The following is a 26,332-nucleotide window of genomic DNA, read 5'->3' as shown; positions in this document are numbered from 1 at the left end:
GCGCGATGCCGTTGACGCTCCGCCGGGAACGCACGCTGCGACGCGAGGTCGGCGCGGCAACCATGATTCCGCTGCTGGCGCACGCGGACGAGCATGTTGCCAGGACCCGCGCGGGCGACTACGTCCAGACCCTGCGCCTTTCCGGCGCCAGCTTCGAGAGCGCCGACGACGAGGACATCAACGGGTGGCACGAACGCCTGAATGTTCTCTGGCGCAACATCGCTTCGCCCAACCTCGCACTGTGGACACACGTGATCCGCCGGCGCGAGACTGGCTATCCGGTCGGCCGCACCGTGCCGGGCTTCGCTAACGAAGTCGAGCAGCGCTACCGCCGCAAGATGGCCGGCGAGCGCCTGATGGTCAACGAGTTATACCTGTCGCTGGTCTTCCGGCCGCAGCCGGGCCGCATCGGCCATGCAGCGCTGCGCATCCTGAAGAAGACCGATCCGGAGGGTGAGCGCACCGAGCTCCACGACTCGCTCGACGAGTGCACCAAGAAGCGCCAGGAGCTCCTCGCCGCCCTGGAGCGCTACGACCCGCAGGCGCTGGGCGTCTACCGGCTGGAGAGCTCGAACGTGCTCTTCTCGTCCCTGTTGGAATTTCAGGGGCTGCTGATCAACGGGGAATGGCAGCGCATGCCGCTGCCGCGGGCGCCGCTGAACGAGGTGCTGGCCACGACCCGGCCGTTCTTCGGCAACGAGGCGATGGAGTACCGCACCGGAACGCAGACGCGCATCGGCGCCTTCCTGGGCATCAAGGAGTACCCCACACCGACAGCCCCAGGCATGTTCAGTTCGCTGCTCACGGCGCCCTTCCCCTTCGTCATGACGCAGAGCTTCAGCTTCCTCGGCAAGGGCACGGCCGCCGACTTGATGAGCCGCCAGCACAACCGGATGGCCGCCGCGGGCGACATGGCGGTTTCCCAGGCGGAAGAGCTGAAGGACGCGCTCGACGACTTGATGAGTAACCGGTTCGTGATCGGAGACCACCACTTCTCGCTACACGTCCTGGCCGACACCTTCGACGGCGCCAGCGCGGCCGAGATCCGGCCGCGCCTCAAGCAGCTCAACGACAACGTGGCTCGCGCTCGCTACCTGCTCGGCGACACCGGCATGGTGGTGGCACGCGAGGATCTCGCGCTCGAACCCGCGTTCTGGGCCCAGCTGCCGGGCAATTTCGCGTACCGCACGCGCAAGGCGCCGATCACCAGCCGCAATTTCGCGGCGATGTCGCCGTTCCACAACTTCCCGACGGGACGGGCCACCGGGAACTACTGGGGCGATGCGCTGACCATGTTCGTCACCCGCGCCGGGTCGCCCTACTACTTCTCGCTGCACGCGAGCGATCCACGGCGCGGCGACGGCGGCAGCCGGCGGGATGTGGGGCATATCACGGGCGTCGGTCCGGTTGGCACCGGCAAGACCACCCTGCTCGGCTTCTGCATGGTGGCCATCTGCAACCGGCTGGATGCGACGCAGGTGATCTTCGACAAAGACGAAGGGCTGCACATCCTGGTTCGCGCGCTCGGCGGCCAGTACCTGCCGCTCAAGAACGGCGTGCCGACAGGCTGCAATCCGCTGCAGCTTGACGACTCGATCGCCGACAACGTGGAGTTCATGCGGCACTGGCTGCGCCGCCTGGTGGTGCGCGCCCCCAACGATGTGCTGACCGTCCGCCAGGAAGAGGACCTCGACCAGGCGCTGCGCGGCACGCTGCGACTAGACCCGGTCTTCCGCCGGCTGTCGCGCCTCGCATCCTTCCTGGACATCACGGATCCGGAGGGCATGCACGCACGCCTGTGCAAGTGGTGCGCCACCGAGCATGGCGACTACGCCTGGGTCTTCGACAACGACTATGACGAGGTGGCGCCGATGCTGGCCCGCCACACGCTCGTCGGCTTCGATGTCACGGACTTCCTCGACAACGAAGTGGTTCGCGCACCGCTGACGATGTACCTGTTCCACCTCGTCAACCGCATGGTGGATGGCCGCCCGTTGGTGTGCTGGATGGACGAGTTCGCCAAGCTGCTCAACGACCCGGCGTTCGCCAGATTCGCGAAGAATGGGCTGGAGACCTGGCGCAAGAAGAACGCGAGCATCGCGACTTTCACTCAGAGCACGAGCCACGTGCTCGATTCCAGCATTGCGCGTGCGATCGTCGAGCAGACACCCACCAAGATCCTGTTTCCGAACCCCGAGGCCGACTACCAGGAGTACACCGAAGGCTTCAACCTGACGGATCGGGAGTTCGCCCTGATCAAGCAGGAGCTCGAACCCGGCTCTCGGCAGTTCCTGATCAAGCAGAACCACGTGAGCGTCGTCGCGCAGCTTGACCTGCATGGCTTCGACGACGCGCTGCACGTCATATCAGGCCGAACGGGCAACGTGCGTCTCATGCGACAGCTCATCGAGCGGCACGGGCCGCAGCCCGACCAGTGGCTGCCGCACTTCCGCGCGGCGCTGGCCGGCCATCGGTCCACCGCCCTCGCCTCATCCAAGGAGATCTCCCATGCGTAAGCAACTGATCGGCGTCCTGATCGCGGCCGCAGCGTCACTGGCACCGTTTCACGCCCGCGCAGGCATTCCGGTGATCGACTTTGCCGCCATTGCCAACCTGATGCAGCAGCTCATGGCGTGGCAACAGCAGCTGTCCGCGATGCAGAAGCAGTACGACCAGCTCAAGCAGTCCAGGGACCAGCTGCAGCAGACCTACAACTCGATGACCGGCACCCGGGGCATGGAGCACGTGCTGCCGACCTCGGAGCTCGCGCGCAACTACCTGCCGCCGAGCTACGACGAATTGATGAGAACCGTCAACGGCTCCTCCGCGAACTACTCGGGGCTCGCGAATCAGGTGCAAGCGATCATGAAGGCCAACGCCATTCTCTCTGCCACCCAGATGGAGGCATTGAGTCCAGAGACGCGGCAGGTGGTCGAGCAAGGTCGGCAGGCTTCGGCCATGCTGAACGCGATGACGCAGAGTGCATACCAGAACACCAGCCAACGGTTCGCTGCTCTGCAGCAGCTTATAGATCGGATTGGCACAGCACAGGACCCGAAGGCCATCCAAGACCTTCAAGCTCGAATTCAGTCGGAGCAGGCCATGCTCGCCAATGAGCAGACCAAGCTGCAAAGCCTCTACCAAATTGCCAAGGCAGATGAGCTCGCGCAACAGCAACGACTGCGCGAACAGGTCGTATCGGGACACGGTGGTTTTGGGACGCGCTTTACACCCACGCCGTAGTCAGCATGTCCAAGGCAATCGTTCTGTTGGTCGTTGTCATCGTCGCTGCTATCGCTGCAGGCGGTGCTTACTTGCACTCCAGCGGGGAACAGCCTCCTCCGGGGGAGCCAGTTTCCCGCGACCATGCCCATCAGATGCCTCCCAGCGTATCGGCACCGAAGCCTGATCACGGCAACTTCGAGAAGCGCTTTCAACCTTCAATGCCGCCCGCGAATGGCGGAAGCGACTGAGCTCGATTCAGACAAGGGGCAGACATGTTTTTTCAGCAGTTTTGGACATGGCTCAACTCACAACTAGTGGGATACGTCGCGACCAATACTGCTGCGGTCGCTTCCGCGATCGAGCCCGCGGCCGTGACCCTCGCCACCATCTACACAGTGACGTGGGGCTTCTTGAGCATGACCGGTCGGATTCAGGAGCCGGTCTGGGAAGGCGTCAAGCGCATCGTCTTCATCGCGCTTGTACTGGGCATTGGCCTGCGATTGTGGCTGTTCAACGAAGTCATCGTGGACACCTTCTTCAACGCACCCGCTCAGCTCGCAGCGGCCATCTCGGGTTCGGGTGCCCCCGTCTCGGTGGTCGATACCATCTGGGATCAAGGCGGAAGGGTCGCATCGAATCTCTGGAACAAGGGCGGCGTTCTCAGTGGCGACTTCGGCTTCTATCTTGCTGGGGCGATCGTCTACCTGATCATGGGTAGCGTCGCGGTCTACGCGCTATTTCTGCTGGCGCTCTCGAAGCTCGCCTTGGCAATCATTCTGGCGATCGGTCCCGTCTTTCTTTGCTTGTTGTTCTTCGAAGCAACGCGGCGCTTCTTTGAAGCGTGGATTGCCCAACTGGCGAACTACGCCCTCATCTCGGTTTTGAGCACTCTGGTCGCTTCACTCATGTTGCAGGTGGTCTCCTCATACGCAACCCAGACTGCGGCGCGCGGTGCGGAGATCGTTACTGTCGACGCGCTCAACATGGTTCTCTGCGCCTCGCTGGTCTTCTTGATCATGCGCCAGGTGATGCCCATCGCTTCCGGCTTAGCGAGCGGCATCGCACTCAGTTCTTTTGGGTTCGTGAGCGGACTCGTCCAATGGGGAATGGGTGGTGCTAAGCGATCCACCTATGAATTCAGTCGCGGTGTGCTCGACGGATTGCGACACGAACCGGGAAGCAAGTGGGACTCACTGCGACGCCTGGCCGGCAACCGCGTCGGCACCGGAGTCGCCAACACCTGGAACCGGATCGGTGGCCCTCAACGCGGCGGCACGGTCATCCCGCGCGAACAGGTCATGCCCAATCCGAACCGGTCCCGATAGTGTGCGAGGAAAACGCCCCATGAAGCACATCGTTGCACTCCTGGCATCCGCATCACTGCTCGGCTGCGGGACGCGTCCTCCCCTTCCCCCTGAATGCGAGGGCACACTGAGCCCGATCAACGCCCAGACCAGTGCTGCAACCAACGGAGCGGCTCATGAACCGCGAACCATCCGTTGATCGATACCTGCTCGAGGCCCGCAGCTGGGAGATGGATCGCGCGGACCGCGCGATGCGCTCGGCGAGAACCGCGTGGATCGTCGCAGGTGTCGCATCCGTCATCGCCATCCTCGCCGTTGCAGCGGTTGCCGGTCTGACACCGCTGAAGCAGCCCGTTCCCGTCGTGATCCGGGTCGACAGCAGCAGCGGCATCGTGGATGTGGTTCCCACCTACGAAGGCACTACCGCCATTGAGCAGGTGGTGACGCGCAATCTCCTCTCCACCTATGTGATCTCGCGTGAGCGCTACTTCTACGGCACGGCCGAAGCCGACTATGAGCTCATCGCGGCCGAGAATTCACCACGCCTGAACCAGGAGTGGGCGGCGCTCTGGAACCTCAACAACCCGCTCTCCCCCTTGAACGTCTTCAAGGACGGCACGACGGTTCGCGCACAGGTACGTTCCGTCGCCTTCCTCAAGCTCGACAGCGGCAAGGACAAGCTCGCCCAGGTGCGCTTCAGCAAGTACACCCGCCCCGGCGGAACCGGCGATGAGCAGGTCAGCCATTGGGTGGCGATGATCGAATACGCCTACACGCAGCCTTCGAAGGACGACAAGACGCGTTCGCTGAACCCGCTGGGCTTTCGCGTGGTCGAGTATCGGCGTGAGCCGGAATTGGCAGCAAGCATTGTCCCGACGGGCAAGGCCGACGCGCGATGAAGGCGGTGGCCGCAATGCTCATTCTCGGCTCTTGCGTCGCCTCGAGCCTGCTGCCCGGCGGCGCCTCGGCAGCGACTGTGCCGCGGGCGGGATCGGCAGACGCCCGCGTCCGGGTCGTTGCCTACAACCCGGACGACGTGGTAATGCTGCATGGCTATGTGGGCTACCAGATCCATTTGCAGTTCGCAGAGGGCGAGGAGTTCGTCAACCTGGGTTCCGGCGACAACGGCGCATTCGACGTCGGCGCCGAGCGCAACCACTTCTTCATCAAGCCCAAGGAGGCCCGCGCCTCCACCAACCTGACGCTTCTGACCAACCGGCGTGCCTATCACTTCGAGTATGTCGTCTCCGCCCATGCGCCTGCGGGACAAGCCGCCCGGCGCATGGTGTATTCGATCCGCTTCACCTATCCGGAAGACGACGCCCGGATCGCGGCGGCCGAGCGCGAGCGACGGCAGACAGAAGCCCGAATGAACCAGGCTGCGAGCGACCGCCCCCGCAACACGGATTACTGGTTCTGCGGCAGCGAGGCCTTGCGGCCCATGAGCGCCTATGACGATGGCGTGCAGACTCGCCTGCGCTTTCAGGCCCGTTCCGAGTTTCCCGCGATGTTCGTCCAGAACGACGACGGCAGCGAGTCGCTGCTCAACTTCAACATCGAGGACGACGAAGTCGTGATCCATCGCGTGGCGCGGCGGTTCGTGCTGCGGCGCGGCAAGCTGGTCGGCTGCGTGGTGAACCGGTCCTTTGCCGGCGGCGGCGCGCGGATGAGTTCGAACACGAATGTACCCGGCGTCCAGCGCACGACGACAAACGCGACGGGAGACGACCCATGACGTCACAAGATCGCTTACGAAGTCTCCCATCCGAGTCGGATCCCGTTGATGTCGATGAGGCGTATTCGGTCGACAGCGATACCGGAGAAATCCGCCCAGCACGCAAAGGTGCGGGAGAGGCAACCGAGTCCACGATCGCCGACGCGGGCGGAAACGCAGTGCACGGCGAACGGGGAATCCCGTCTGTCAACCGCGAGCGCTCTATCCAGACGCGCATCAGCAGCTCGCTCGCCCTGGGCACCATCGTGCTGCTCGGCGCCGGATTTCTCTTCTGGTACTACAACACCCAGTACGCCAAGACCCGCGATGCCGAAGACGCAGCGAAGAAGGCAGCGGCCGCGCGGGCGGCCGGTGAGATGAAGGTGCCACCGCTGGGGCGCGTGGATCCGCCGAGGCCGCCGCTGAACACAACGCCCTTGTCCACGAGCTCCACCTTGCCGCCGCCTGTCCCGCTGAACAACGGCAACGCTGGACCGCCGCCGAAGACCCCCGAGCAGCTGGCCCTGGAGCGCCAGCTCGGCATGCCGGTGCTGCGTCGCGCCCAGACCACTCAGACGGCAGGCGTCGCGGCGCCCTCTGGCGCTTTGGCTGCGCCGCAGTCAATGCCAAGCGCGATTCCCAGCATGTCGCAACTGATGGGCTCGCTCCCGATGCCTGGCAGCGCGCCATCGCCCATGAGCGGCGGCACCCTGGCCGCCAACCTGAAGCCCACGCCGACTCCTGCCGCGGCGGCCCAGTTGCTCCCTACGCGACGCATGCTGCTGCCCAAAGGCGCCTTCATCGACTGCACGCTGGAGACCGCCATCAATTCCACGTTCGAAGGCATGACGACCTGCATCGGGGCGAGCGACATCTACGGCGCCGACGGCAAGGTCGTGCTGCTCGAACGCGGCACCAAGTACGTGGGCGAGCAGCGCGGCGAACCTCGCCAGGGCCAGGGCCGCGTCTTTGTGGTCTGGAACGAAGCGCGCACGCCCACCGGCGTGGTGGTACAGCTCGCCTCGCCAGGCACCGACGAACTCGGCCGCAACGGCCTGCCCGGCTTCGTCGACACGCACTTCTGGCAGCGCTTCGGTGCGGCCATCCTGATCTCGGTGATCGACGGCACGATGGAGGCGATCGAGGCGCGCCAGCAAAGCGGCACCAACATCGGCAGCGGCGGCGGCGGCGGCGTGGTCCTCGAGCCCCAAACGGGTCGGGACGTCGTGACGGAGGTGCTGCGCAGCACCGTCTCGATCCCCCCGACCGTGATCAAGAACCAGGGCGAGCGCATCCAGATCCTCGTGGCGCGCGATGTGGATTTCCGCACCGTCTATGCACTGCGAAACGATGCAGCCAATCCGTGAGGCGCACTCCCACCCCCGAGAGGCCGCCAATGGCGCCTCAGGCGCCACCCTGCCCAGCGCACTTAGGGACGAGCCTTCGTCCCTCGCCCTCTTCCCTCGCCCTCTTCCTCGGACCCCTGGCCTTCCTGCTCGAGGACCCGGAGGTGACGGAGATCTGCATCAACCAGCCGGGCACAGCGTTCGTCGAGCGGCAGTCGGGCTGGACGCAAGACGCGTTGCCATTCGCGACCTTCGACTGGTGCATGTCGATCGCCAAGCTCGTGGCCAACCACACGCGCCAACGCATTTCCGCGAACGAGCCGTTGCTGTCCGCGACCCTGCCGGGCGGCGAGCGCATCCAGATCGTGCTGCCGCCGGCAACCGAGGAGCGAACGGTCTCGATCACGATTCGCCGGCCCTCGAACGTGCTCTGGACGCTGGAAGAACTCGAAGCGTTGGGAATCTTCGAGCCGACGCGCAGCGTGCCAAAACCGCGACACGCGCAGGCAGACGCTGGCAGCGCCTCGGACGCCGATCGCGAACTCACCGAGCTGCTCACCCAGCGCCAATTCGTGCGCTTCCTGCGCCGGGCCGTCCAGCTGCGCAAGAACATTCTCCTGTCCGGCGCCACGGGATCCGGCAAGACGACGGTGAGCAAGGCGCTGATCCTGGAAGTGCCGGCGGACGACCGTCTCGTGACGATCGAGGACGTGAAGGAGCTGTCGTTGCACAACCAGCCGAACCACGTCCGACTGTTCTATTCGCAGGGCGCGCAAGGCCAGGCGTCGGTCACGCCGGGACAGCTGCTCGCGAGCGCCAAGCGGCAGCGACCCGATCGTGTCTTTGTGTCCGAGCTGCGCACCGGCGATGAGGTCTACGACTACCTGGTCTCGGTGAATACGGGCCACCCCGGCTCGATCACGAGCGTGCACGCCGACACCGCCGAGATGGCCTTCGTGGCACTGGCGCAGCTGATGAAGCGCAGCGGCGCGGGCCAGGGCATGAGCACGCGCGAGGGTGTTGAGCTGGCGCAGCTGAGTGTGGACGTGGTGGTGCAGTGCGGGCGCGAGCGTCAGCGCCGCATCGTGCGGGAGATCTGGTTTGAACCTGGTACCAAGCTCCGAGGACTTGCGTAGTCCGTTCAAGGTCACGGTCGCGCTGCTGCTCGCGACGGCGGTGGGCCTGTACCTGGCCGGCTACTTTTTTCTGGTGGCGATGAAGTTGCCGCCGCGCGAGGCCACGCCCCTCACGACCTATCGCTACTGGCAGGCGTACCGCGAGCGCCCCGACGTCCGTCGTGCGCTGCTTGTGGCGCTCGCCGGTGGCGAAGGGCTCTCACTCGGCCTCATCGGCTTCGCAATGCTGCCACGTCGGCGGCCGCTCCATGGCGAAGCGCGCTTTGCAAGCCGACGCGAGATCGAACAGGCTGGTCTCCTCGGCGAGAACGGCATCATCCTCGGGCGCCTTGGCCATCGGTACCTCGTGCTGCCCGGCCAGCAGGGTGTCGAGCTCGAGGCACCGCCGCGCAGCGGCAAGGGCGTCGGCGTGGTGATCCCGAATCTGCTCAACTGGCCAGGCTCCGCCATCGTCAGCGACGTCAAGGGCGAGAACTTCCTGCGCACCGCCGGCTATCGCAAGGCCCACGGCCAGGAGGTCCATCTGTTTGATCCCTTGTCGCAGCGCGAGCGCTCGTCGCGCTGGAATCCGCTCGGCTATGTCTCGACGGTGCCCTACCGCTGCATCGACGACCTGCAGCGCATCGGCACCATGCTGTTCCCCGATCCGCATGCGGGCGATCCGTTCTGGACCTCGTCCGCGCGCTCGCTCTTCCTCGGCATCGCGCTCTACCTGTTCCAGACCGAAGGCGCGACCCGGACACTCGGGGAGGTCCTGCGCCAGGGCATGGCCAGCGACGACGAAGGCTTCCAGAAGCACTGGAAGCGCGTGATCGACGCGTGCGAGCGCGCCGGATACCCGCTGTCGCAGGAGACCGTGCAGAGCCTCTACGACGTGATCGACCTGGCGCCCACCACAGCATCGAGCATCCGCAAGACCTTCACGAGCCGGCTCGATCTCTGGCTCAACCCGATGATCGACGCGGCCACCTCGGCCAACGAATTCGACCTGCGCGATCTGCGCAAGCGCCCGATCTCGATCTACGTTCAGATCAACCCGGACAACATCGCCCGCCTGCAGCCGCTGCTGAACCTCTTCTTCCAGCAGGCGATCGGCCTGCAGACCCGCGAGCTGCCCGAGAACAACCCCGCGCTGCGCCATCAGCTGCTGCTCATGCTTGACGAATTCCCCGCCCTGGGTCGTATCCCCGTCATCGCCGAATCCACGGCCTTCCTGCCCGGCTACAACGTGCGCACGGTCGTGATCGTCCAGTCGAACTCGCAGCTGATCGAGAAATACGGCGTCGAGGGTGCCAAGTCGATCCGCAAGATGCTCGCGGCGCGCATCGTCTTTCCGCCCAAGGAGTTCGAGGACGCCGAGGCCGTATCGCGCGAGCTCGGCACCTACACGGTCAGGCAGAAGAACATCAGCCGTCCAATGTGGGGCGGCGCCGGCAAATCGCCCACCGTGAGCATCAGCGAGCAGCCGCGCCGGCTCCTGCTGCCGCAGGAGGTCAAGGAGCTGGGCGCGAACCGGATGATCCTGTTCTATGAGGGCTTGCGTCCCGTGCTGGCCCGTCGCGTCTATTACTTCCGCGACCGTTACTTCGCCAGGCGCGAGCTGCCTCCACCGGAGGTCCCGAAGCTCGAGCTCGCCAACGCGGTGGGCCTGCGCCCCGCAGCCAACAGTTCATCGGTGAACAGCGGCACCTCCAGGCATGGCGCCCGGGCAGGTAGCCACATCTCCTCGCAGGAGGCACCCGAAATGCAAGTCGATCAAGTTCGCCTCGCCGAATTGGACCTCGCAGACTTCTCGCTCGACTTCGACGATGTCGAGATTCCGCAGGGTCCGATGACCGATGAGGAGGTCAAGGCAGCCGCCGACAGCTTCATCTCGAAGCTGCTGAACTGAAGACGAGGCAAGGAGACGCCCATGAACCCGGACCCCAGCCACGCCAGTGACGATGCAACGGCCGGCTCTGTACTGGAGCATCCCCCGCATCCTGGTGCTCCAGCGAACCGCGTGGTGCCGGACGCAGTCGCGCGTCGCTTCCTGCGCATCGACGATCGCTATTTCTTTCCCGATCGAACACTGGCATTTGTCGACCACGGCACCCGACTCAGGGTCAGCACCCACAACCTGGAAGTGGTGCACAGCATCGTCGCGATCATGCAGGCGAGAGGCTGGCAGGTGGTGAAGCTGTCCGGCACCGGGGAGTTCCGGCGCATGGTCTGGCATGAAGCCAGTCTGCAGGGCATCGGCGTCCAGGGTTACGAGCCCGACGCGCTGGAGCTGCAGCAACTGCAGCGTGCAAAAGAAAGGACGCCAGCCTGGAGTAGCCAGGCTGGGCGTGCAGACGGCGCACCAGCGGCCGCCGTCTCTGCGTCAACGTTCACTGGCGAGCGACGCGCGCCGCGGGACGGGCCCCGGCCTCCGATCACCGGTGTCCTGCTCGCGCATGCGGCCGCGCCGTACCAGTTCGATCCGATGCAGCGGATGTCGTACTACGTGCGCATCAGGACCGAGGTCGGCGAGCGAACGATTTGGGGCGCCGATCTGGAACGCGCGTTGGCCGAGTCCCGTTCAGGCGCACGCATCGGTGACGAGGTGCTGCTGAGTCGGCGCGGCGCGCGACCGGTCACGGTTCGCGTGCCGAATCGCAACGAGGCGGGCGACCTTGTGGGCAAGAAGAAGATCCTCACCCAGCGCATGGGCTGGACCGTGGAGAAAGTACAGTATCTGGAAGCATTGAACCGCAAGGCTGACATCGTGCGCGGAGGGCAGATGCCCACGAGCGCGATCCTGGCCCAGTATCCCGAACTCGCCGGCGCCGTCATCGGGCTGAAGCTGGCCGAGCAGTTCGCCCGGCGCCTCACGCCGCGCACCGACGACCAGGTCCGTGTCGTGCAGGCGATCCGCGACAAGCTGGCCGATGCGGTGGCTCAGGGTGAGCGCATCCGGGTGCCGGCGCGGCGCATGCGAGAGTCGCCGACCCATCATCGCGGACGCGCCGCGCCCGGCATCGAAGATCCCGCGCGCACACGTTTCTAATGAATCAGAAAAACCATGCCTCTCTCCGTACGTCCCTCCTCCTTCTCCAGCCGTCTCCTGCCTGCGGTCCTTGCAGTCGTCATGCTCGGCGCGCCTGCCGCGGCATCCGCCGAGCTCGCGCCCACGCCCCAGGCCACGCAGGCCGTCGTCTCCGCCGCGTTCACGCCGGGGAAGGCCCTGCCTCTGGTGCTCGATACGATCCGTGGCGCGCGCTCATCGATTCTCGTGGCCGCCTATTCGTTCACGAGCCGACCGATCGCGACAGCGCTTCGCGACGCCGCACGCCGTGGTGTCAAGGTGTTCGTGCTCATCGACTCAGACGAAGCCACCAAGAGCTATTCGGCGGCGCGCTTCCTGGCGAACGAACGGGTGCCCGTGCGCATCAATGCGCGCTATGCGATCCAGCACAACAAGTTCATGGTCGTGGATGGCGCAACCGTGCAGACCGGCAGTTTCAACTACACGGCGTCCGCTGCCGAGCGCAATGCGGAGAACGTGCTGGTGGTGCGCAACGCCCCGGCGATCGCGGCGCAATACGACGCGCAGTGGCGCCGCCTGTGGGACGAGGGTACGGATCTGACCCCTGCGTACTGAGATGGCAAAGGCACTCTCCGCGAAGACATCGACTCCTCCTGCGCGGCCCACCGATCGCCTTGTTGTCGCGGACGGCACGCTGGAGGCGTTGAAATGGCTCGCGCTCGGCCTGATGGCGTTCGATCACGCCAACAAATATCTGCTCAATGAGGCTTCGGCCGTGCTGTTCGACCTCGGACGGATGGTCCTGCCTCTCTTCGGCTTCGTCCTCATGTACAACCTCGCGCGTCCGGGCGCGCTGGAGGCGGGCATGCACCTCAAGGTGATGCGACGACTCCTTGTCTTTGGCGCGCTGGCGACGCCTCCCTTCGCCGCTCTCGGCGGGTGGTGGCCGCTGAACATTCTCTTCATGCTGCTGCTGGCCACCGGCATGGTGTGGATGGTCGAGCTCGGCGGCGCAGCGCGGATCACCTTGGCCGTGCTGGCCTTTGTCGTTGCGGGAGCGCTGGTCGAGTTCTGGTGGTTCGGGGTACTGAGCTGCCTGGGTGCCTGGGCCTTTTGTCGCCGGTCAACTGCGACTCGGCTCGCTCTCTGGGCGACCGCGATCGCCTCGCTCTGGATCGTGAACCGCAACTTCGCGGCGCTGGCCTGCCTGCCGCTCGTCTGGGGTGCGTCGCACGTTGACATACCGATGCCGCGTCGCCGCTGGGCCTTTTATGCCTTCTATCCGGCGCACCTGTTCATCATCTGGCTCGTCCGCAGCTGACCTGACACAGCTCGGAGGCCCCCTTAAGCTGCCCCCGACTTCTACCGGGGTCGCCTACCACTTGTCCCCGGGTTTTTCTGCGCTCGTTGTTGAGATGGGGCATGGTGGCGTCGTCAGCTCCTGCGTGCGCCGCTGGGATAGTGCCCGGCGGGGCCTGAGCACGGATCAGGAAAAGCCGGGCCCAGCCCGGCTTTTCGGGAACGCAGCACTTCAGATGGCGAGGCGATCACCGCGCGCGGCTGCGCGAGCCTGGTTTCGCACGCTGGCGCGGTCGACAGGCGATTCGACGCGCGTCACGCCTTGGCCGTAGCCTTCCGCGTACGGGTTCGCGCTGCGAGCGGCAGCGAATCCTTGCGAGCGAACCGAAGCGCGATCGACCGAACTGGCGATGCTGGCGACGCCTTGCCCGGCCACATCGCTGAACTGGTCGCCGCTGCGTGCGGCCACGACACCTTCAGCGCGCACTGCGGCACGGCTCTGGGTTGATGTGACCTTGGCGACCCCGTCATAGGTTTCTGCTTGGACGCCGGCGGCAGCGAGGATCGCGAGCGCAAAACCGGAGAGGAGCTTGGAAGCGGTGTTCATGGTCGGATTCCTTCAATTGGTTGAATGGGTTGGTGTGGGATAAAGTTTGCGACCGCAAAGGGCCTCGCGGATGTGCGTTTTCGCACCTTGGCGTTCATGTCGCGGAAACAATGCGGCCGTTCGAAGAGCTGGGCCAGTCCATCGTCATCGACAACCGCGCCGGCGCGGGCCGGACCATCAGCTCGGCCTACGTCGCCTAAGCGGCGACCGGCTACAGTCGGCCACAACCAGTCACTCGGACACCGTGCTCAAAACCTGTATGACTATCCATGCCAAGGCGCCCGTTGCGGCCAGCGTGGGTCTGCCATGAATCAATGGAGCGCCGTCGAAGACCTGCAGCGCGAACTCTGTCGTCGGTTGCTCGCAGAATTCTTTGCGGCGCCGCCTACCTTTACGCTCGGCATAGCGTTAGATGTTCGCCATGGCATCCTCCCAATCAATGGTCTGAGGCATCCACCAAGCGCCGGGACCAGCGGTTGGTACATCTGGGCCGGCGAGGAGTTCTCGACTGAGGCCGACTTCTTCAAGCCGCTTCACATCGAGCATCTGGACGGGTGGGCGCCCGAGATAAAGAAATACCTTGGATTGCCACCCGGCTGGCGCTTCTTGATTGCGCCGGGCTACGAAGACATCTGGTTCGACGAGAAGCTCTTGCGCCTCGACGGCGAATAGCAGCGCGGCCTCCTCACACAGCTATGGCACAGTTCGGCCACTAGCGGAAGTTCGCCCCAGCCTCGAAAATCAGCTTTATGACCTTGCAACAAGTCAAACTTTGGGGGCCGTTCGCCTGTGCGTCTTGCCTAACCATCTTGGCTTCCGAGACTCTTTGGAGCACCAATTCATATTACACGTACCTGTCTTTGCTGGGGGTCGTGAGTGCTTTGCTCGCGGCCCGACTTCTCTTTCAGACCGGCCCGAAGGTCTGGCCTATGGCAGGAGTAGTCACGGGCTTGCTGGTCGGCCAATGGTGGTTTGTGCAAAGTCTCATCCTTCGGGCATTCTTCCGCTTTTCGGGGTTCGCCCCATAGGTCAGCAGTACGAGCTGCGAGCTGACTTGCTACAGTCGGCCAGGACCGGACCTTCAATCCAACCGCGAATCTAGGTATGAACTGCCAGAATTGTGGGCGTTTTCTCGACCGAGACGATGACCATATCGCTTGACTGCGGCGGAAATTCCTGGGGATGCGTCGTTGAGGTTGAGGCGGCCATGGGCTGGGAGCCATCCTTGAAGAAGGTGCGCAGAGAGCACGGTCGGCTTCTCGGCCTTTCAAATCGGCTGACGGCCCGTCTTGGTTTTAATACAAAGAGGTGGAGGCTCAATGTGTCAAGCTCGTTGATGACCTTTCGAGGCAAGTGCTTCTGGATGCACAACGCAGTGGCGGAGGTGTGGTTCGCCGCTTTCACGCGGGAAGTTGTAGGCGAAGCAGACACGCCGGAGTGGGTTCAGTCTATGTTGGGTGACGTTGCGCCGGCGCTCGAGCACGGGTGGGTCGACGGAATAGTGATGAGTTCCTTCGACAAGCACATCACATCAAATCAGAGGCTGGAAGCCTTCCTGCCACGAATGGAAAGGACGAATTCGTACCTACGTTCGCTCGTTGTTCCTGGGGACGTGGTGGTGGTCGGAAAGGTTCGCGCCAGCAAGCAATTTTTGCTGCCGGAAATTGAGCGACTGGAAAACCTTTTCCTACGCCCTCAGGTACTCTCCGAGCCATGGGAGATATTCACAATACCGACAGGTTGGCGAGCCGCATGACAGGCAGCAGCCGGCCAATACCGGAAGTTCAGGGCAGGTGCAGAAAGCGCGTGCACACTGACCTTCAAGCCGGTAAGAATTGCCCGCAAACATTCGCCATTGCTGCAACACAACCGTATTCATGCTGCCCACCCCCGAGTTCTTGCTCTCAATCCTGGGGGGCGTCTTTCTTTTGTTCTTTGGAGAGGCAATTGGGTACATCCTTGGTCTCGTGGTCTTCGGCACGTTCACGCTCGGACAAATCAGGGTTCAAAGCGAGACGGACAAGACGCTGACCTTTCCTTGGCATGGCTTTGCAAGAGACCAACGAGGGCGGCTTGTGGTCCAGATGGAGGTCGCAGGTGTCATCGGCATGTGGACGGCCATCATCGGGTGGTTTCTGTTTCTCGCTTGGCGAGGCGGCGTCTTCGGCAGATAGCGGCCAGAACCAGACTTCCATAGTCCGCTTGCAACGATATGACTCAACAGGAATTTCTTCGACTCTTGCTGTCAATCGACTTCCCAGCGAAGTACTGGGCGCTTTGTGACCGCTATCCCAGGAACCCTCAATCGAGCTATCGGGGGCAAAAGGCGGAGGTCATCGCCGCCTTTGATGAACTCGATGCCAAGCCACGCTATAACAGTCGCGACCGTTCATACGAAGTAGAAGCGGAGGTTATCGCGGGGCTTGAGTGGAGCGCGCTCTTTGTGATACAGCGCTCGGGTCCCGAACTAATGATGTCGGCTGCCGGTCCGAACGGGACCATCGGCTCGAACTTCGCAGTGCTTGCCTATGACGCAAAGGTTCTTGAGGACCCGACCTTCTCCAGAAGCCCTTTTTCCGGCCCCGCACCATATCCGCGGCCGGATGTGGGAAGCCCTGATGCATTGCGTTCACTCATCCGAGACTTCATTTTGCTTGTGCGGGAAATCAAGGCTGTGCTGCAAACGCATCCGGCTTAGGCACTCACTTCGGTAGCTTCTGCGGGCTGGTCGGCGTCCGCTTCGGAGCGAGGCGAAGGTCGGCTCAGGGCCAAGGCTGTGTGGAAACTCCCTTGATGGCCGCCTATATTGAGCCAACCCGTTTGAACGAGGTGGTGGCCTATGAAGCGATTCATCGAAGGCGAAGACCGTCAGCAGGTCACTCTGTTGCCAGAGTGCCTTGACGACTACATCGGCGAAGACAATCCGGTGCGAGTCGTCGATGCGTTCGTCGAGGAGTTGGACCTCTATTCACTGGGCTTCGAAGGCGTTGAACCCGCAGCCACTGGGCGCCCCTCATATCACCCTTCAGTCCTGCTGAAGCTCTACATCTACGGCTACCTGAACCGCATCCAGTCCAGCCGCCGCCTGGAGCGCGAAGCGCAGCGCAACGTCGAACTGATGTGGCTCACCGGCCGGTTGGCGCCGGACTTCAAGACCATCGCCGACTTCCGCCACGACAACGGCCAGGGCATTCGCAACGTCTGCCGCCGCTTCGTCGGCCTGTGCCGCGAGCTCAAACTGTTCACGCACGCCATCGTGGCCATCGACGGCAGCAAGTTCAAGGCGGTCAACAGCCGCGACCGCAACTTCACCCCTGGCAAGATCGACGGTCGTCAGAAGCAGATCGAGCAGAGCATCCAGCGCTACCTCGACGCCCTGGAGACAGCCGACCGCACGCAGCCCGCGGAGATCGAAGCCAAGACCGAGCGATTGCAGGACAAGATCAAGAAGCTGCGCCAGCAGATGAAGCAGCTCGATGACGCCAGAGAAGAGTTGAAGAAGGAGCCTGACGGCCAACGCTCGCTCACCGATCCCGATGCGCGCTCGATGCTTCAGTCAGGCAAGAGCACGGGCCTGGTGGGCTACAACGTCCAGACCGCCGTCGATGCCAGGCACCACCTGATCGTGGCTCACGAGGTCACCAACGTCGGCCACGACCGCGCGCAACTCAGCAAGATGGCAAACGCTGCGCGCGAGGCGATGGGCAAGACCAAGCTGCAAGCGCTTGCCGACCGCGGGTACTTCAACGGCACGGAGCTGAAGGCCTGCGAGGAGGCGGGCATCAAGACCTACGTGCCCAAGCCGATGACCTCGAACGCCAAGGCCGATGGACGCTTCGACAAGAGCGACTTCATCTACATCGCGAAGGCTGACGAGTATCAGTGTCCTGCAGGCGAACGAGCCATCTACAGGTTCAGCACGTTAGAGAGGAACGGACTCAAGGCGCGTCTCTACTGGACCAGCGCCTGCCCCAGGTGTCCCATGAAGGATCCATGCACGCCCGGCGACTACCGGCGCATCCGGCGGTGGGAGTATGAGGAGGTGCTCGAGCGTGTCCAGCAACGCCTGGACCACAAGCCTATGGCCATGACGCTGCGAAGATGCACCGTTGAGCACGTGTTCGGAACGTTCAAGCACTGGATGGGCTGGACGCACTTCCTGACGAGGAAACTGGAGCACGTGAGCACCGAGATGAGCCTGCACGTGCTGGCTTACAACCTGAAGAGGGTCATCGCGATCTTGGGTATAGCCAGGACGATGAAGGCGATGAGATTGATGGGGGCGTGAGCCTCGTAAGGCCCCCTCCAACGATCAATTTAGACGACCCCGGCGCACTTGCCGAGCACCGCCTAATGGACAAACCGCTATTGGCAACTTCGCCGCGTCCGGGTCATCGCCTGCACACTGGACGCCGAGCGTTTGCACACGGCCTCGGCCCATACCGGCTGTCCAGCTTCCTCCGTAGCTGACATTCGTCGAGGGCCCCATCGACTCACACTTGGCCAAGCACAACTAAGAATTTGGCGCGTTGGCGTTCAGTAAGCCCAGGACTCCGACCTGACTTCCAGAGCTCGACGAGCGAGACCGCGTTTGGAAGAGCTTCAAGAACGGGAATACCGAAAAGTCGCAGGCGGTTCAGGATGTCGTCCGCCGCTTCAAGAGCCTGCTCGGGAGTTTCTGGCTTCCACCAAAGGTCTTGGTTTTCTGGGCATAGAACGCCGAGACGTTGCATCCAGTGGCCGCCTGGAATCGATGGCTTGATGGCCTCCCGGACATCCGGATACACAAGTTCAGGAACGAAGATGCCCAAGTTGACCGTGAAGACGGCCTGCGCGGAAGTGCTGTGACGCGAACCCTGCACCTCGACAAGATGAACGACGTCCTTCAACTCACGCGAGAAAAGACCTGCCTTCTTGCGATAGCCGAGCGGATGAAGGAACTGTTTCAGCGCATCGAGCGTAGGCGTCTTGAGATTTGTCATGAATGCCCGGTGTTGGGCGCATTTTGCCGGTGGCCGCCGTCGGTCTCAGGCCGCCACGCCGGAAACCGCTCGAAGAACCGCGTTCCAGTGCTCGCCCAGGTTTCCTTTTGAGAGGTAGGCGGAGAGCGGGTGGGCGGTCCGGGCGAGCGTCACGTTTGCGAGTTCTGGCACCAGTTCGCGCCACGTGGCCTCGCTGCGAACCAGCACAAATTGGGACCCCATCTGCAGTTGATGGAGCACCAGCTTGCGAGCGAAAGCGCGGGAGGGCAGCCGCAAGCCGGCATCAAACGACGCTGACGCCCATGGACACAACTGGAGCGCCAGCACGTTGTTGCTGACGTGCTGGTCGCCCAGCGCCTCACGCAGTTCTCGTAAGCGATCCCAGGTCCACTTCCCATAGCCAGCCCTGTAGGCGGGCGCAAGGCTCTGAAGAGGCCAGCCTTCTGTGACAGGCGGCGGGTGGTTGAAGGGATAGCCGAGCGACGTGTCGTATCCCGGGTTCGCCAAGAGCCATGTCAATGGCGCGCCAATGCGACCTTCGTACGGCATAGGCGCAATCTCCGTTCGCAGGCGACTGCGCGCATCAGGGGCCCTTCGCGCGTTGTATGTCTCGATGAATGGCAAGTCCGCGCTGCAATCGAACTCGAATCCTGGTGGGGTCATGGTCTCTATCCAGCAACCCTCATCGTACGACTGCTCATGGCCGCATCTTGCCCTACGTCGAGTGGGTGTGCACGCGCTTCACGCCGCGGCATCTGGGTAGGGCCCAAAGCCGTCTATCGGGCCCCCCGATCGTTCGCTGAAGCAGGGTCCTGGCGTGCTGGATGCGCTGAAGACAGATGCGAGCCCGCGACATACTCGGCAGTCTGTCGAACAATCCGCCAGCAATTGCCCGCCGCAGACACGCCGGCCCGGCCTCCCTCGCAACACACGCGACTAGCGCCGATCACCGCCTGGGGCCCGACGCGCGTGCCGGGGAGGATGGCACCGCCCGCCGTCGACATTGGCCTGGTTGTCTAGGGACTCGCACTGATTTGTCGTCCGGCCCTCCGCGACGCCGCGCTGCTCCCTCCACCAGGCCAGCATCTGGTCAAAATTGCCGCCGAATTCCCGCTGCTTGAGCTCCTCTTGGACGATCGAGCACTGCATGGCCTCATGCATCGCAAGCCGCGCTGTTGACGAGGCCCGATCGCAGGCGAGGTAGACACGCTTCAGCTCCGCCGTCGTCAGGCTCTGCGAAAAGGGCTTGTCGACCAGTGCCGACGACTGGCCGTGAGCGACGTGGAAGGGCAAGGCGAGGCATAGCAGCGCCACTGCCCGAAGGGGTGCGTTCATGGACTTCTCCTTGCTTGGCCGGTCGCCCCCGGGCCGCTCGAGCGAGCGGCCAGGACCACCAGCCGTGAATGTTCGAACAGGCCGGTGCTCGGCCTGGCCGCTTCGCTGCCTCAGCGTCGCAAGCGCGCCGTCGGCACGCCGTCGATTGCCCAGTAGGGCCTCTCTTCGGCGCCCGCAGAAGGATCCCTTCAGGAGCGGGTAGGTACCCGCATGAGATCGAAAGGGGGCGAGTCGGCTGCGTCATGATCAAGTCGCCGCTTCAAGCCGCTCGAGTAGATCGAACAGGGTGGACACACCCTCTTTGCCCAGTCGCGCTTCCACCTTGCGTTGGGCTTGCTCCCACATCGGCAGGCAGGAATCCACCAAGCGCTGGGCGCGAGTGGTCATCGTGATGCGCCTGGCCCGCAGGTCGTCGCCTTCGGTCACATCGAGCAGGCGCATGCGCTGCAGCACCAGAACATTGCGGCCCAGAGTGGAACGGTCCAGCGCCATTTCCTCGGCTAACTCCGACAGGTTCGGAGTGCCCAGCCTTCCGACGGCCCGCAAGAGCGCGAACTGGGCGATGTTCAGCCCGGTGGTCGCCAGCGCCTCGTCGTAGAGGCTGGTGAGAACCCGCGCGGCGCGGCGCACGCGCGTGCAAGCACACTTGGAGCGGATAGCCATGGTCCCAGTCATCCAATTGCGGGTAGCTACACGCAGTATAGGCCGCGAGTCATTCCGGCGCAAGCTGACATGGGCGGCGGAACCACTCGTCCGGCGCAGGCGAGTTTCGTGCATCGAGTCAATCGCATGTCGTCAACGATGGGCAGGTGATGCTCAGAGCGCGCCCAGCAACATCAGAACCGTGCCGCGGCAACCATCTTGTTAACTGCCGAACGATCAGTACGCCTCGGCTTGAAGCTCCGATCGACAGTCCGCTTCTCTAATCGGGCCCGTTTGTCAACACCAGGCTGTCTCTGTGTAGTGGGCATTGTGCTGGAATCGTCTGGGTGCAGGTCACGCTTCTCTACGCAGTCGGGCCCGGGCCTGTCGGCCCGGCGCTGCACGCATTGGTCAGACGGAGCGGGGAGCCACGCTTTTGGGCGCGCTTTGAAGCGCAGCAGACATTTGCGGCTTCATCCGGACCATCGTCCACACCTCAACGAATCTCTTCACAACAACCATTCAGCAGGGGTTGGTCTGGCTCAGCTGATCATGCGACGACCTCCTGAGCGCCCCAACGGAACACCGTGCCATCGACCCACATGCGATGCAGGATGACCGCCAGCTTGCGCGCCACGGCAATCACAGCGCGGCGATGACCTCGCGTCTTGGCCAGCCGTATGCCCCAGGCCTTCAGTGACGACCACTGCTCGTTGCGCGTGAGCAGCGAGTGCGCCGCCACGTAGAGCGCAGAGCGCACATCGGCGTCGCCGGCGCGCGAGATGTGGCCGGGGTTGTCGCTCTCCCCAGACTGGAAGCGCCTGGGCGTGAGCCCGAAGTGCGCCGCCACCGTGCGCGAGGAGGTGAACCGGCCCGGGTCGTCCACGCCCGCCTTGAACGACAAGGCGGTGACGGGCCCGACACCAGGCACCGACATCAGCAGCTTGCAGACCGGATCAGCCTTCACCAGCGCCTTGATGGCGTTGTCCAGCTTCAGGTAGGTCTTGTAGAGCACCGTCCTGGCATCGAGCAACGGGTTGAGCGCGCACGCCAGCATCTCGTCCGCGGCGAAGGTCTGTCGCACCTGGGCGTCGAAGCCGCCGTGGCCCACGCGGGGCGGCAAGCAGATCCGAACACCCGGAGCAGCCCGCGCAGCTCGTTCTCCAGGTCGACGCACTTCTTCAGGATCGCCTTGCGGCTGGCCAGCAGCGCCCGCACCCGATGGCTGTGCATGCTCTTGACGTGCACACGGCTGTACCAGCCGGTGCGCAGGATCTGCGCAATGCCGCGCGCGTCGTTGCGGTCGGTCTTGTTGCGCATGGCGGCCAGGGTGTTCTTGACCTGCCTGGCTTCCATGCAGATCACCTCGAAGCCGGCCGCCTGCAGGCCGTAGGCAAGGAACTGAGTCAATGTTCCCGCTTCCAGGCCGACGGACTTCGCATCGGCGCTGAAGCTGCTCAAGCATTGAGCAATTGCCGCCGGCTGCGCCGCCGTCTTGGCTTCGTGGCACACCTCGCCATGCTCATCGACGATGCAAATCGAGACGGAGCGCAGCGACACATCGATTCCGGTGAAGTACGTCATTCGAGCTCTCCTTCGTAAACGGACTACGAGTCTAGAGAGACAGCTCCGGCGGGCTACTGGGCCCGCCCGATCACCGATGCTCATGGCCGACCTCGGCCCTAGTGCTGAACCGCTCGGGAGCTGAAGAACGCACCTGCCTGCGCAGCGAGTTGCTCCAGACTCCCCGCCTCAAGAACCAGCGTGAGGCGCGCGGACCACTCAGGAGGCCCATCTCTTGGATCGAGACTGACTTCAAGGCTGACGTGCCCGAGTGAATCGGTAGTGGCCACCAGGCTCATCTCCCCGTCAAGGGCACCCCATCCCTTCTCACCCTTCCAGCCGGTCCATTCGCTGACCATCTCATCGAACAGCCTCAGGGGCGACAGCCCCTCTTCGGGGTTCCCAACCTGCGCAGTCGCGCTGAATCCGTGGCCTTCCAGAGTCACGACATAGCTTGCAAGTGATCCATCCCGTTGATAGCGACGAGAGTGGAATCGAAGCTATGTCTGGCGCTCCGCAGTGACTACAAATTCGTTCATGCTTCCCTCCACAAATGTCGGCTTTGACGCGGATTCTGCTTGCTTCGCCGACGTCTGGTTCTGGGCCGTATTTTGCCGTTCGATTCCGCTGGCGCTCTCGCTAACGCAGGTGTTGACCAACCTTCTGCTGCAGTAGCGTGACGAGCTCAGGCTGCATGAACTGGTAGCGGTCAGGAACATCCAGGAACACGACCTTTTTCCCCTGCAAGGACGCCGTGAACCTCTGCTTGAGCTTCACCCGGTGCTGCTTCTCCATCACGAAAATCAGGTCCGCCCACTCAACCTGTTCGATGCTCAGTACGCAGTCTGCGTCGGGCGCGAGGCCAGCGGAGTCCGTCTCGATGTCGGGCCCCGCGAATACGCTCTCGGCGGTGGGACTGCGAAGCCTGTTCCTACTGCAGATGAAGAGCACGCGGCGCATTGGTGGCGTCTGGACGGGGATGGTAGAGCAGGAATTCTGGCAGACCCTTGACCGTCCGGTCCTGGCCGACTCCCGGCGGTCAAGTCTTCGTCAGCGCTCGTCAGGTGGATGGCCTGGGCAACCCGTAGCCCAACTCCCGCTCGTGCCGCATCGAGAGCAGTACCACGTCTCCCTCAGAATGTGCGTATAGCAAGACGTGGCGAGCCAGCACCAGCTCCCGCAACTCGGGCAAGCCAAGTGCCTGGGCAATTTGCCTTGCCTGTTCAGCTTGAAACTGCCCCCAGCCCGACTTGCCATCAAGGAATCGAGCAGGCCGCCCGCTTGTGGGTGCGAATGAAAGAAGCGCCCGCGCTTTGACCACTTCAGCCTGCAATTTCTTGAAGCGCACAGGCGCAGAAGCGGCGTCCTGTTCCTCCATGAAGCTACGCGCAGCGTGCAGGCACACCAGAAAGTTCGGGACCGCCCGAACCCTTGCGTTGACGGGAATGCTCACGGCGCCGGTGCGACGCCGAGTGCCTGGTCCAGTTCCTCGTCAGACACGAACTGTCCTGCCAAGGCCTGCCGCAGGCCGGTGATGGCGTCTTCAGCCAGCACAAGGCTGGCGTGCTCCGACTCGAGGGCATGGTAGTAGTCCAGCCGGCGCGCATCGACCAAGGCAACGTAGCTCGCCCCGTTCTTCGTCAGCACCTTCTCTGAGCCGCTGCCGACCACGTCTTCGGCCAGTTCGGTGAGCCGGGCGCGCGCTTCGCTGATGGGAACAATGTCTGATGCTCTCAACGCCATATTGCAGTATCCGTTAAGGTTTGCTTTAATGCCAGTCTAGCAGCCAAACCTGTACCCCTCAATCGCCGCCGGAGATGTTCGGCCCTGCGGAAGTCCGCGGTTGGCCGACTGTAGCCGCCCAGGCTGCCATCGTGAATGGACCTGAGCCGACAAGCCCTCCTCCAACTCCCGCCGTCTTTACGGTGCAAGGACGACGAAAGCCTGCAGTTCGGCCATCTTGCCATCACGGAATCGCCAGACATCGCAGTATGCATGAGGGCGTGTGTTCCCCTCCTCGTCCGTCAACGTGATCTCGCCGAGTGCGGCAACGAAGTCGCCGTCGCCGATCATGTGGTGAACCTGGAAGCGGGGCGGCTCTTTGTACGTTACGGCCATCCACTCGCGAACGGCCTGCTTGCCTCGCAGGATCGTGTCACCCACGAAGTTCCAGACGGTGTCTTCGGTGCAGAACTTCAAGAATCCTTCGAAGTCGCCATCCATGATGGCGGCGTTGGCGGTCGCGAGGATTGTCTTGTGATCTTCGGGCATTTCAGCGTCTCCATCCATGAATGGCGGTGGGGGCCCGCGCGAGTAATCAATGAATCAGGGCCGTGACGTGCATTTCGAACCGGCCCGACATCACATTTTGGCAAGCCCAATCAATCGCGGCCCGAGGAAGGAGCAATGGACCGAAAACCAGCCCAAGCGAGGAGCTGCTGCGCGCGAATCGTGATCTCCGTGACGACAGGCTCTGGCCGAGAGGAGGCTAGCCCTTGTCGCGCGACCGCTCACTGCTCTTGCCCCAGAGCACCACCTGATTGAAGTCGGTCGCAAGGAGATGCAAGAGCCTAAGAAACGGCGACGGTACGGCATATGCAACCGCCATCCCCGCGCCTATAAACGCAAGGCTCATCGTGGCCAAGAAATCATACCCACGGTCTGGAACGAACTGCAGCAGCACTATCGTCGCGAACGCCGACGGAAGCGCGGACACCTTGGCCGCAAGAGCCCGCGCCTTGTTTCCTTTGGAGCAACTCGCGAGGTGTCTCAGCTTGGCGCGAAACGCGGATGCGAAAAGAATCCAGTCCATGATTTGACGTCGGCTTCAGGTCGACTGTAGCCTGACATGGGACGAGGCGGAAGTCAGCGCGGAAGGTCCGGTTGTGGCCGGCAGCCGCGGTACGGACCGCTACTGCAGCCAGCGAAGATTTGACCAGAAACTGTCACCGAACTGAGCTGCGCAGACAGCGCAGCCCGCAACGGTGACCCCCATAAGCATGCACGCGCCCAGGGTGCTCAGCGGCCACAGGCTGACACACATGCCCAAGCCGACTACCAGGCCCAGCAGTGCCCCACATCCCAATCGCACCTTCATCTCGAAAGCATCTGGCTTCCTGCCCGCGAGAGTAGGCGGTGATTCAGTCTTCATGTGCCTGTGGCTCCTCTGCTTGGACGACCTCGTGGCCGTATTCTGACCTAGACCGCCGAGTGGCAGCGACGCGCCCGGCTCAAGCAGTCCTCAGTCGCGACTGATGAATGCTGCGGCAAAAAGCATTGCACCTGCCGCGAACCAAATCCATGCCATACCGCCTTGGCCAAACTGCGAGTGCGCCATCGTCTCCAGCCATCCCCAACGTCCCGAAAAGGGAGGGCGCTTGGGATTCATCCATTCGGCCGCTCCCATCGCCGCAGCAACGCATCCCATACCAGCCCAGAGCTTCCACTTCTGGCGGCCGTCCCATCCACCTCTGACTTCGAGCGTCGAAGGTGAGCCTTCCTTCGGCCTCCCCATTCGCTTCCTGTCCCAAACCATGAAAGCAAGGAGCGCCAGGAAGGGGGCAAAAAACGGCAGCAAATCTACGAGTAGGAGGAGCATGAGTTTGACCGCATCAAATCACGGGGATTGCGCGCTCGTCTGGAAGGTCCGGAACTGGCCGGCTGCAGTCGAACGACTAGCTCGCCGTCGGGTCGCTGCGGCGCTTGGTGTCAGCCTCAATGTCCTCGGGTGAAAGGGGAACCAGCGGCCCCTGGGTCACTGCACGCGAGTAGCGTTCCCCGTCGGCGGAATTGAATATCTTGAACCACTTCCACCATCCGTATGCGGCGACGGCCGCGATGGCAAGAATCGTGATGACAACCCACGGATTCGACAGCATCGGTGCAACTCCTTGAATGCGCCGGTGCATGAGCGCCAGTCCGCATGCTCATTGTGAACAATCGTCGGTCAGCGTGCACTCCGCTCCCAGTTCACTGCGAATGTCGGCAGTTGGCCGCGTCCGGCCCATCATGTGCGCCGGCGGCAGGCAATCATCTTCACGCCCAGGCGCTTCCAGTCTGGAGAGAGCGACAACCCCGGGCACATCTCACGCGCCGGCGACGCCGATGTGCGCTCGGCGCTCTACGTGGCGGCGCACTCCTCCTGCTCCAACGCGCCGGCAGGCTCGGGA

Annotated in this window: 28 protein-coding genes and 3 pseudogenes; 17 read left to right on the top strand and 14 right to left on the bottom strand. The window is 63.4% G+C overall.

The annotated features are described in order from the left end of the window. Positions 1-5 precede the first annotated feature (5 nt). From AC3A6B_RS09515 to AC3A6B_RS09465, 11 genes are all read left to right on the top strand, one after another. Positions 6-2,516: a VirB4 family type IV secretion/conjugal transfer ATPase gene (locus AC3A6B_RS09515; RefSeq protein ID WP_487836479.1), complete on the top strand. Its 2,511-nt coding sequence runs from the start codon at positions 6-8 to the stop codon at positions 2,514-2,516. Further along, positions 2,509-3,243, top strand: coding sequence for a P-type DNA transfer protein VirB5 (gene virB5 / locus AC3A6B_RS09510; RefSeq protein ID WP_487836478.1), 735 nt, complete (start codon positions 2,509-2,511; stop codon positions 3,241-3,243). The genes AC3A6B_RS09515 and virB5 overlap by 8 nt, the downstream gene beginning before the upstream one ends. A gap of 254 nt (positions 3,244-3,497) precedes the next feature. Continuing rightward, positions 3,498-4,550: a TrbL/VirB6 family protein gene (locus AC3A6B_RS09505; RefSeq protein WP_487836477.1), complete on the top strand. Its 1,053-nt coding sequence runs from the start codon at positions 3,498-3,500 to the stop codon at positions 4,548-4,550. Between the two features lie 155 nt (positions 4,551-4,705). Beyond that, positions 4,706-5,428, top strand: a complete 723-nt coding sequence (locus tag AC3A6B_RS09500) for a VirB8 family type IV secretion system protein (protein ID WP_487836476.1) — start codon at positions 4,706-4,708, stop codon at positions 5,426-5,428. Further along, complete coding sequence (locus AC3A6B_RS09495) at positions 5,425-6,264, top strand: TrbG/VirB9 family P-type conjugative transfer protein (protein WP_487836475.1); 840 nt, start codon at positions 5,425-5,427, stop codon at positions 6,262-6,264. Before AC3A6B_RS09500 ends, AC3A6B_RS09495 begins: the two co-directional genes overlap by 4 nt. A gap of 158 nt (positions 6,265-6,422) precedes the next feature. Then, positions 6,423-7,610: a type IV secretion system protein VirB10 gene (virB10, locus tag AC3A6B_RS09490; protein WP_487836474.1), complete on the top strand. Its 1,188-nt coding sequence runs from the start codon at positions 6,423-6,425 to the stop codon at positions 7,608-7,610. 143 nt (positions 7,611-7,753) lie between these two features. Beyond that, positions 7,754-8,725, top strand: a complete 972-nt coding sequence (gene virB11, locus AC3A6B_RS09485; RefSeq protein ID WP_487836473.1) for a P-type DNA transfer ATPase VirB11 — start codon at positions 7,754-7,756, stop codon at positions 8,723-8,725. Next, positions 8,691-10,616: a type IV secretory system conjugative DNA transfer family protein gene (locus AC3A6B_RS09480; RefSeq protein WP_487836472.1), complete on the top strand. Its 1,926-nt coding sequence runs from the start codon at positions 8,691-8,693 to the stop codon at positions 10,614-10,616. Before virB11 ends, AC3A6B_RS09480 begins: the two co-directional genes overlap by 35 nt. Before the next feature lie 21 nt (positions 10,617-10,637). Next, positions 10,638-11,756, top strand: a complete 1,119-nt coding sequence (locus AC3A6B_RS09475) for an LPD7 domain-containing protein (RefSeq protein ID WP_487836471.1) — start codon at positions 10,638-10,640, stop codon at positions 11,754-11,756. A gap of 81 nt (positions 11,757-11,837) precedes the next feature. After that, on the top strand, positions 11,838-12,350 hold the full coding sequence (locus AC3A6B_RS09470; protein WP_487836470.1) for a phospholipase D family nuclease: 513 nt from the start codon (positions 11,838-11,840) through the stop codon (positions 12,348-12,350). Position 12,351: 1 nt separating this feature from the next. Next, positions 12,352-13,056: a TraX family protein gene (locus AC3A6B_RS09465; protein WP_487836469.1), complete on the top strand. Its 705-nt coding sequence runs from the start codon at positions 12,352-12,354 to the stop codon at positions 13,054-13,056. A 210-nt stretch (positions 13,057-13,266) separates the two neighbouring features. Here the strand turns inward: AC3A6B_RS09465 and AC3A6B_RS09460 are convergent, their stop codons facing one another. Then, positions 13,267-13,641, bottom strand: coding sequence for a helicase SNF2 (locus AC3A6B_RS09460; protein WP_487836468.1), 375 nt, complete (start codon positions 13,639-13,641; stop codon positions 13,267-13,269). Positions 13,642-13,947: 306 nt separating this feature from the next. Here AC3A6B_RS09460 and AC3A6B_RS09455 point away from each other — a divergent pair, with 306 nt between their 5' ends. The 5 genes from AC3A6B_RS09455 (at position 13,948) to AC3A6B_RS09435 (ending at position 17,929) form a co-directional block, all read left to right on the top strand. Then, positions 13,948-14,313: an immunity protein Imm33 domain-containing protein gene (locus AC3A6B_RS09455; RefSeq protein ID WP_487836467.1), complete on the top strand. Its 366-nt coding sequence runs from the start codon at positions 13,948-13,950 to the stop codon at positions 14,311-14,313. Between the two features lie 472 nt (positions 14,314-14,785). Beyond that, positions 14,786-15,397: a hypothetical protein gene (locus AC3A6B_RS09450; RefSeq protein WP_487836466.1), complete on the top strand. Its 612-nt coding sequence runs from the start codon at positions 14,786-14,788 to the stop codon at positions 15,395-15,397. Between the two features lie 121 nt (positions 15,398-15,518). After that, entirely contained in the window at positions 15,519-15,815 is a 297-nt protein-coding gene (locus AC3A6B_RS09445; protein ID WP_487836465.1) for a hypothetical protein, read from the top strand. A gap of 38 nt (positions 15,816-15,853) precedes the next feature. Then, the gene (locus AC3A6B_RS09440) at positions 15,854-16,339 is read left to right on the top strand and encodes a hypothetical protein (RefSeq protein ID WP_487836464.1); all 486 of its coding nucleotides are present in this window, start codon (positions 15,854-15,856) and stop codon (positions 16,337-16,339) included. A gap of 141 nt (positions 16,340-16,480) precedes the next feature. Further along, positions 16,481-17,929 (top strand): IS1182 family transposase, encoded by a 1,449-nt coding sequence (locus AC3A6B_RS09435; protein ID WP_487836463.1) that lies wholly within the window; start codon positions 16,481-16,483, stop codon positions 17,927-17,929. A 205-nt stretch (positions 17,930-18,134) separates the two neighbouring features. Here the strand turns inward: AC3A6B_RS09435 and AC3A6B_RS09430 are convergent, their stop codons facing one another. The 13 genes and pseudogenes from AC3A6B_RS09430 to AC3A6B_RS09370 all read right to left on the bottom strand — a co-directional run bounded on the left by AC3A6B_RS09430 (position 18,135) and on the right by AC3A6B_RS09370 (position 26,041). Then, positions 18,135-18,623 carry a DUF4304 domain-containing protein gene (locus AC3A6B_RS09430; RefSeq protein ID WP_487836462.1) on the bottom strand — a complete coding sequence of 163 codons (489 nt, stop codon included), beginning with the start codon at positions 18,621-18,623 and terminating at the stop codon, positions 18,135-18,137. 45 nt (positions 18,624-18,668) lie between these two features. After that, positions 18,669-19,286, bottom strand: a complete 618-nt coding sequence (locus AC3A6B_RS09425; protein ID WP_487836461.1) for a hypothetical protein — start codon at positions 19,284-19,286, stop codon at positions 18,669-18,671. Positions 19,287-19,559: 273 nt separating this feature from the next. Further along, positions 19,560-19,958: a hypothetical protein gene (locus tag AC3A6B_RS09420; protein ID WP_487836460.1), complete on the bottom strand. Its 399-nt coding sequence runs from the start codon at positions 19,956-19,958 to the stop codon at positions 19,560-19,562. A 246-nt stretch (positions 19,959-20,204) separates the two neighbouring features. Next, positions 20,205-20,621 (bottom strand): MarR family winged helix-turn-helix transcriptional regulator, encoded by a 417-nt coding sequence (locus AC3A6B_RS09415; protein ID WP_487836459.1) that lies wholly within the window; start codon positions 20,619-20,621, stop codon positions 20,205-20,207. A gap of 529 nt (positions 20,622-21,150) precedes the next feature. After that, positions 21,151-22,184 (bottom strand): annotated as a pseudogene (locus tag AC3A6B_RS09410) (IS110 family RNA-guided transposase). 98 nt (positions 22,185-22,282) lie between these two features. Further along, a pseudogene (locus tag AC3A6B_RS09405) lies at positions 22,283-22,651 on the bottom strand (DUF6228 family protein); the annotation flags it as partial. A 151-nt stretch (positions 22,652-22,802) separates the two neighbouring features. Beyond that, positions 22,803-23,123, bottom strand: coding sequence for a low molecular weight protein tyrosine phosphatase family protein (locus tag AC3A6B_RS09400; RefSeq protein WP_487836458.1), 321 nt, complete (start codon positions 23,121-23,123; stop codon positions 22,803-22,805). 100 nt (positions 23,124-23,223) lie between these two features. Next, complete coding sequence (locus AC3A6B_RS09395) at positions 23,224-23,616, bottom strand: hypothetical protein (RefSeq protein ID WP_487836457.1); 393 nt, start codon at positions 23,614-23,616, stop codon at positions 23,224-23,226. Then, complete coding sequence (locus AC3A6B_RS09390; protein ID WP_162590207.1) at positions 23,613-23,906, bottom strand: type II toxin-antitoxin system Phd/YefM family antitoxin; 294 nt, start codon at positions 23,904-23,906, stop codon at positions 23,613-23,615. Before AC3A6B_RS09390 ends, AC3A6B_RS09395 begins: the two co-directional genes overlap by 4 nt. A gap of 177 nt (positions 23,907-24,083) precedes the next feature. Then, a complete protein-coding gene (locus AC3A6B_RS09385) occupies positions 24,084-24,434 on the bottom strand; it encodes a nuclear transport factor 2 family protein (protein ID WP_162590208.1) in 351 nt (116 codons plus the stop codon). Between the two features lie 217 nt (positions 24,435-24,651). Next, the gene (locus tag AC3A6B_RS09380; RefSeq protein ID WP_487836456.1) at positions 24,652-24,975 is read right to left on the bottom strand and encodes a hypothetical protein; all 324 of its coding nucleotides are present in this window, start codon (positions 24,973-24,975) and stop codon (positions 24,652-24,654) included. A gap of 429 nt (positions 24,976-25,404) precedes the next feature. Next, the gene (locus tag AC3A6B_RS09375) at positions 25,405-25,761 is read right to left on the bottom strand and encodes a hypothetical protein (RefSeq protein ID WP_487836455.1); all 357 of its coding nucleotides are present in this window, start codon (positions 25,759-25,761) and stop codon (positions 25,405-25,407) included. Between the two features lie 76 nt (positions 25,762-25,837). Next, a complete protein-coding gene (locus AC3A6B_RS09370) occupies positions 25,838-26,041 on the bottom strand; it encodes a hypothetical protein (RefSeq protein WP_487836454.1) in 204 nt (67 codons plus the stop codon). Positions 26,042-26,200: 159 nt separating this feature from the next. On the opposite strand from AC3A6B_RS09370, the pseudogene AC3A6B_RS09365 reads away from it, so the two are divergent. After that, positions 26,201-26,302 (top strand): annotated as a pseudogene (locus AC3A6B_RS09365) (transposase); the annotation flags it as partial. Positions 26,303-26,332 lie beyond the last annotated feature (30 nt).

The sequence above is a fragment of the Variovorax sp. Soil_C_33 genome (assembly GCF_057656935.1).
The sequence above is the reverse complement of the archived record's forward strand: the minus strand, read 5'-3'. Positions and strand labels throughout refer to the sequence as shown.

Coding starts and splice junctions, on each gene's coding strand:
- AC3A6B_RS09500 (WP_487836476.1), top strand. CDS start 4,706: ATGAACCGCGAACCATCCGTTGATCGATACCTGCTCGAGGCCCGCAGC.
- AC3A6B_RS09515 (WP_487836479.1), top strand. CDS start 6: ATGCCGTTGACGCTCCGCCGGGAACGCACGCTGCGACGCGAGGTCGGC.
- AC3A6B_RS09505 (WP_487836477.1), top strand. CDS start 3,498: ATGTTTTTTCAGCAGTTTTGGACATGGCTCAACTCACAACTAGTGGGA.
- AC3A6B_RS09385 (WP_162590208.1), bottom strand. CDS start 24,434: ATGCCCGAAGATCACAAGACAATCCTCGCGACCGCCAACGCCGCCATC.
- AC3A6B_RS09470 (WP_487836470.1), top strand. CDS start 11,838: ATGCTCGGCGCGCCTGCCGCGGCATCCGCCGAGCTCGCGCCCACGCCC.
- AC3A6B_RS09370 (WP_487836454.1), bottom strand. CDS start 26,041: ATGCTGTCGAATCCGTGGGTTGTCATCACGATTCTTGCCATCGCGGCC.
- AC3A6B_RS09465 (WP_487836469.1), top strand. CDS start 12,352: ATGGCAAAGGCACTCTCCGCGAAGACATCGACTCCTCCTGCGCGGCCC.
- AC3A6B_RS09455 (WP_487836467.1), top strand. CDS start 13,948: ATGAATCAATGGAGCGCCGTCGAAGACCTGCAGCGCGAACTCTGTCGT.
- AC3A6B_RS09400 (WP_487836458.1), bottom strand. CDS start 23,123: ATGCGCCGCGTGCTCTTCATCTGCAGTAGGAACAGGCTTCGCAGTCCC.
- AC3A6B_RS09420 (WP_487836460.1), bottom strand. CDS start 19,958: ATGAACGCACCCCTTCGGGCAGTGGCGCTGCTATGCCTCGCCTTGCCC.
- AC3A6B_RS09435 (WP_487836463.1), top strand. CDS start 16,481: ATGAAGCGATTCATCGAAGGCGAAGACCGTCAGCAGGTCACTCTGTTG.
- virB5 (WP_487836478.1), top strand. CDS start 2,509: ATGCGTAAGCAACTGATCGGCGTCCTGATCGCGGCCGCAGCGTCACTG.
- AC3A6B_RS09495 (WP_487836475.1), top strand. CDS start 5,425: ATGAAGGCGGTGGCCGCAATGCTCATTCTCGGCTCTTGCGTCGCCTCG.
- AC3A6B_RS09425 (WP_487836461.1), bottom strand. CDS start 19,286: ATGACCCCACCAGGATTCGAGTTCGATTGCAGCGCGGACTTGCCATTC.
- AC3A6B_RS09415 (WP_487836459.1), bottom strand. CDS start 20,621: ATGGCTATCCGCTCCAAGTGTGCTTGCACGCGCGTGCGCCGCGCCGCG.
- AC3A6B_RS09375 (WP_487836455.1), bottom strand. CDS start 25,761: ATGCTCCTCCTACTCGTAGATTTGCTGCCGTTTTTTGCCCCCTTCCTG.
- AC3A6B_RS09475 (WP_487836471.1), top strand. CDS start 10,638: ATGAACCCGGACCCCAGCCACGCCAGTGACGATGCAACGGCCGGCTCT.
- AC3A6B_RS09450 (WP_487836466.1), top strand. CDS start 14,786: ATGACCATATCGCTTGACTGCGGCGGAAATTCCTGGGGATGCGTCGTT.
- AC3A6B_RS09460 (WP_487836468.1), bottom strand. CDS start 13,641: ATGAACACCGCTTCCAAGCTCCTCTCCGGTTTTGCGCTCGCGATCCTC.
- AC3A6B_RS09440 (WP_487836464.1), top strand. CDS start 15,854: ATGACTCAACAGGAATTTCTTCGACTCTTGCTGTCAATCGACTTCCCA.
- AC3A6B_RS09445 (WP_487836465.1), top strand. CDS start 15,519: ATGCTGCCCACCCCCGAGTTCTTGCTCTCAATCCTGGGGGGCGTCTTT.
- AC3A6B_RS09430 (WP_487836462.1), bottom strand. CDS start 18,623: ATGACAAATCTCAAGACGCCTACGCTCGATGCGCTGAAACAGTTCCTT.
- AC3A6B_RS09390 (WP_162590207.1), bottom strand. CDS start 23,906: ATGGCGTTGAGAGCATCAGACATTGTTCCCATCAGCGAAGCGCGCGCC.
- AC3A6B_RS09380 (WP_487836456.1), bottom strand. CDS start 24,975: ATGGACTGGATTCTTTTCGCATCCGCGTTTCGCGCCAAGCTGAGACAC.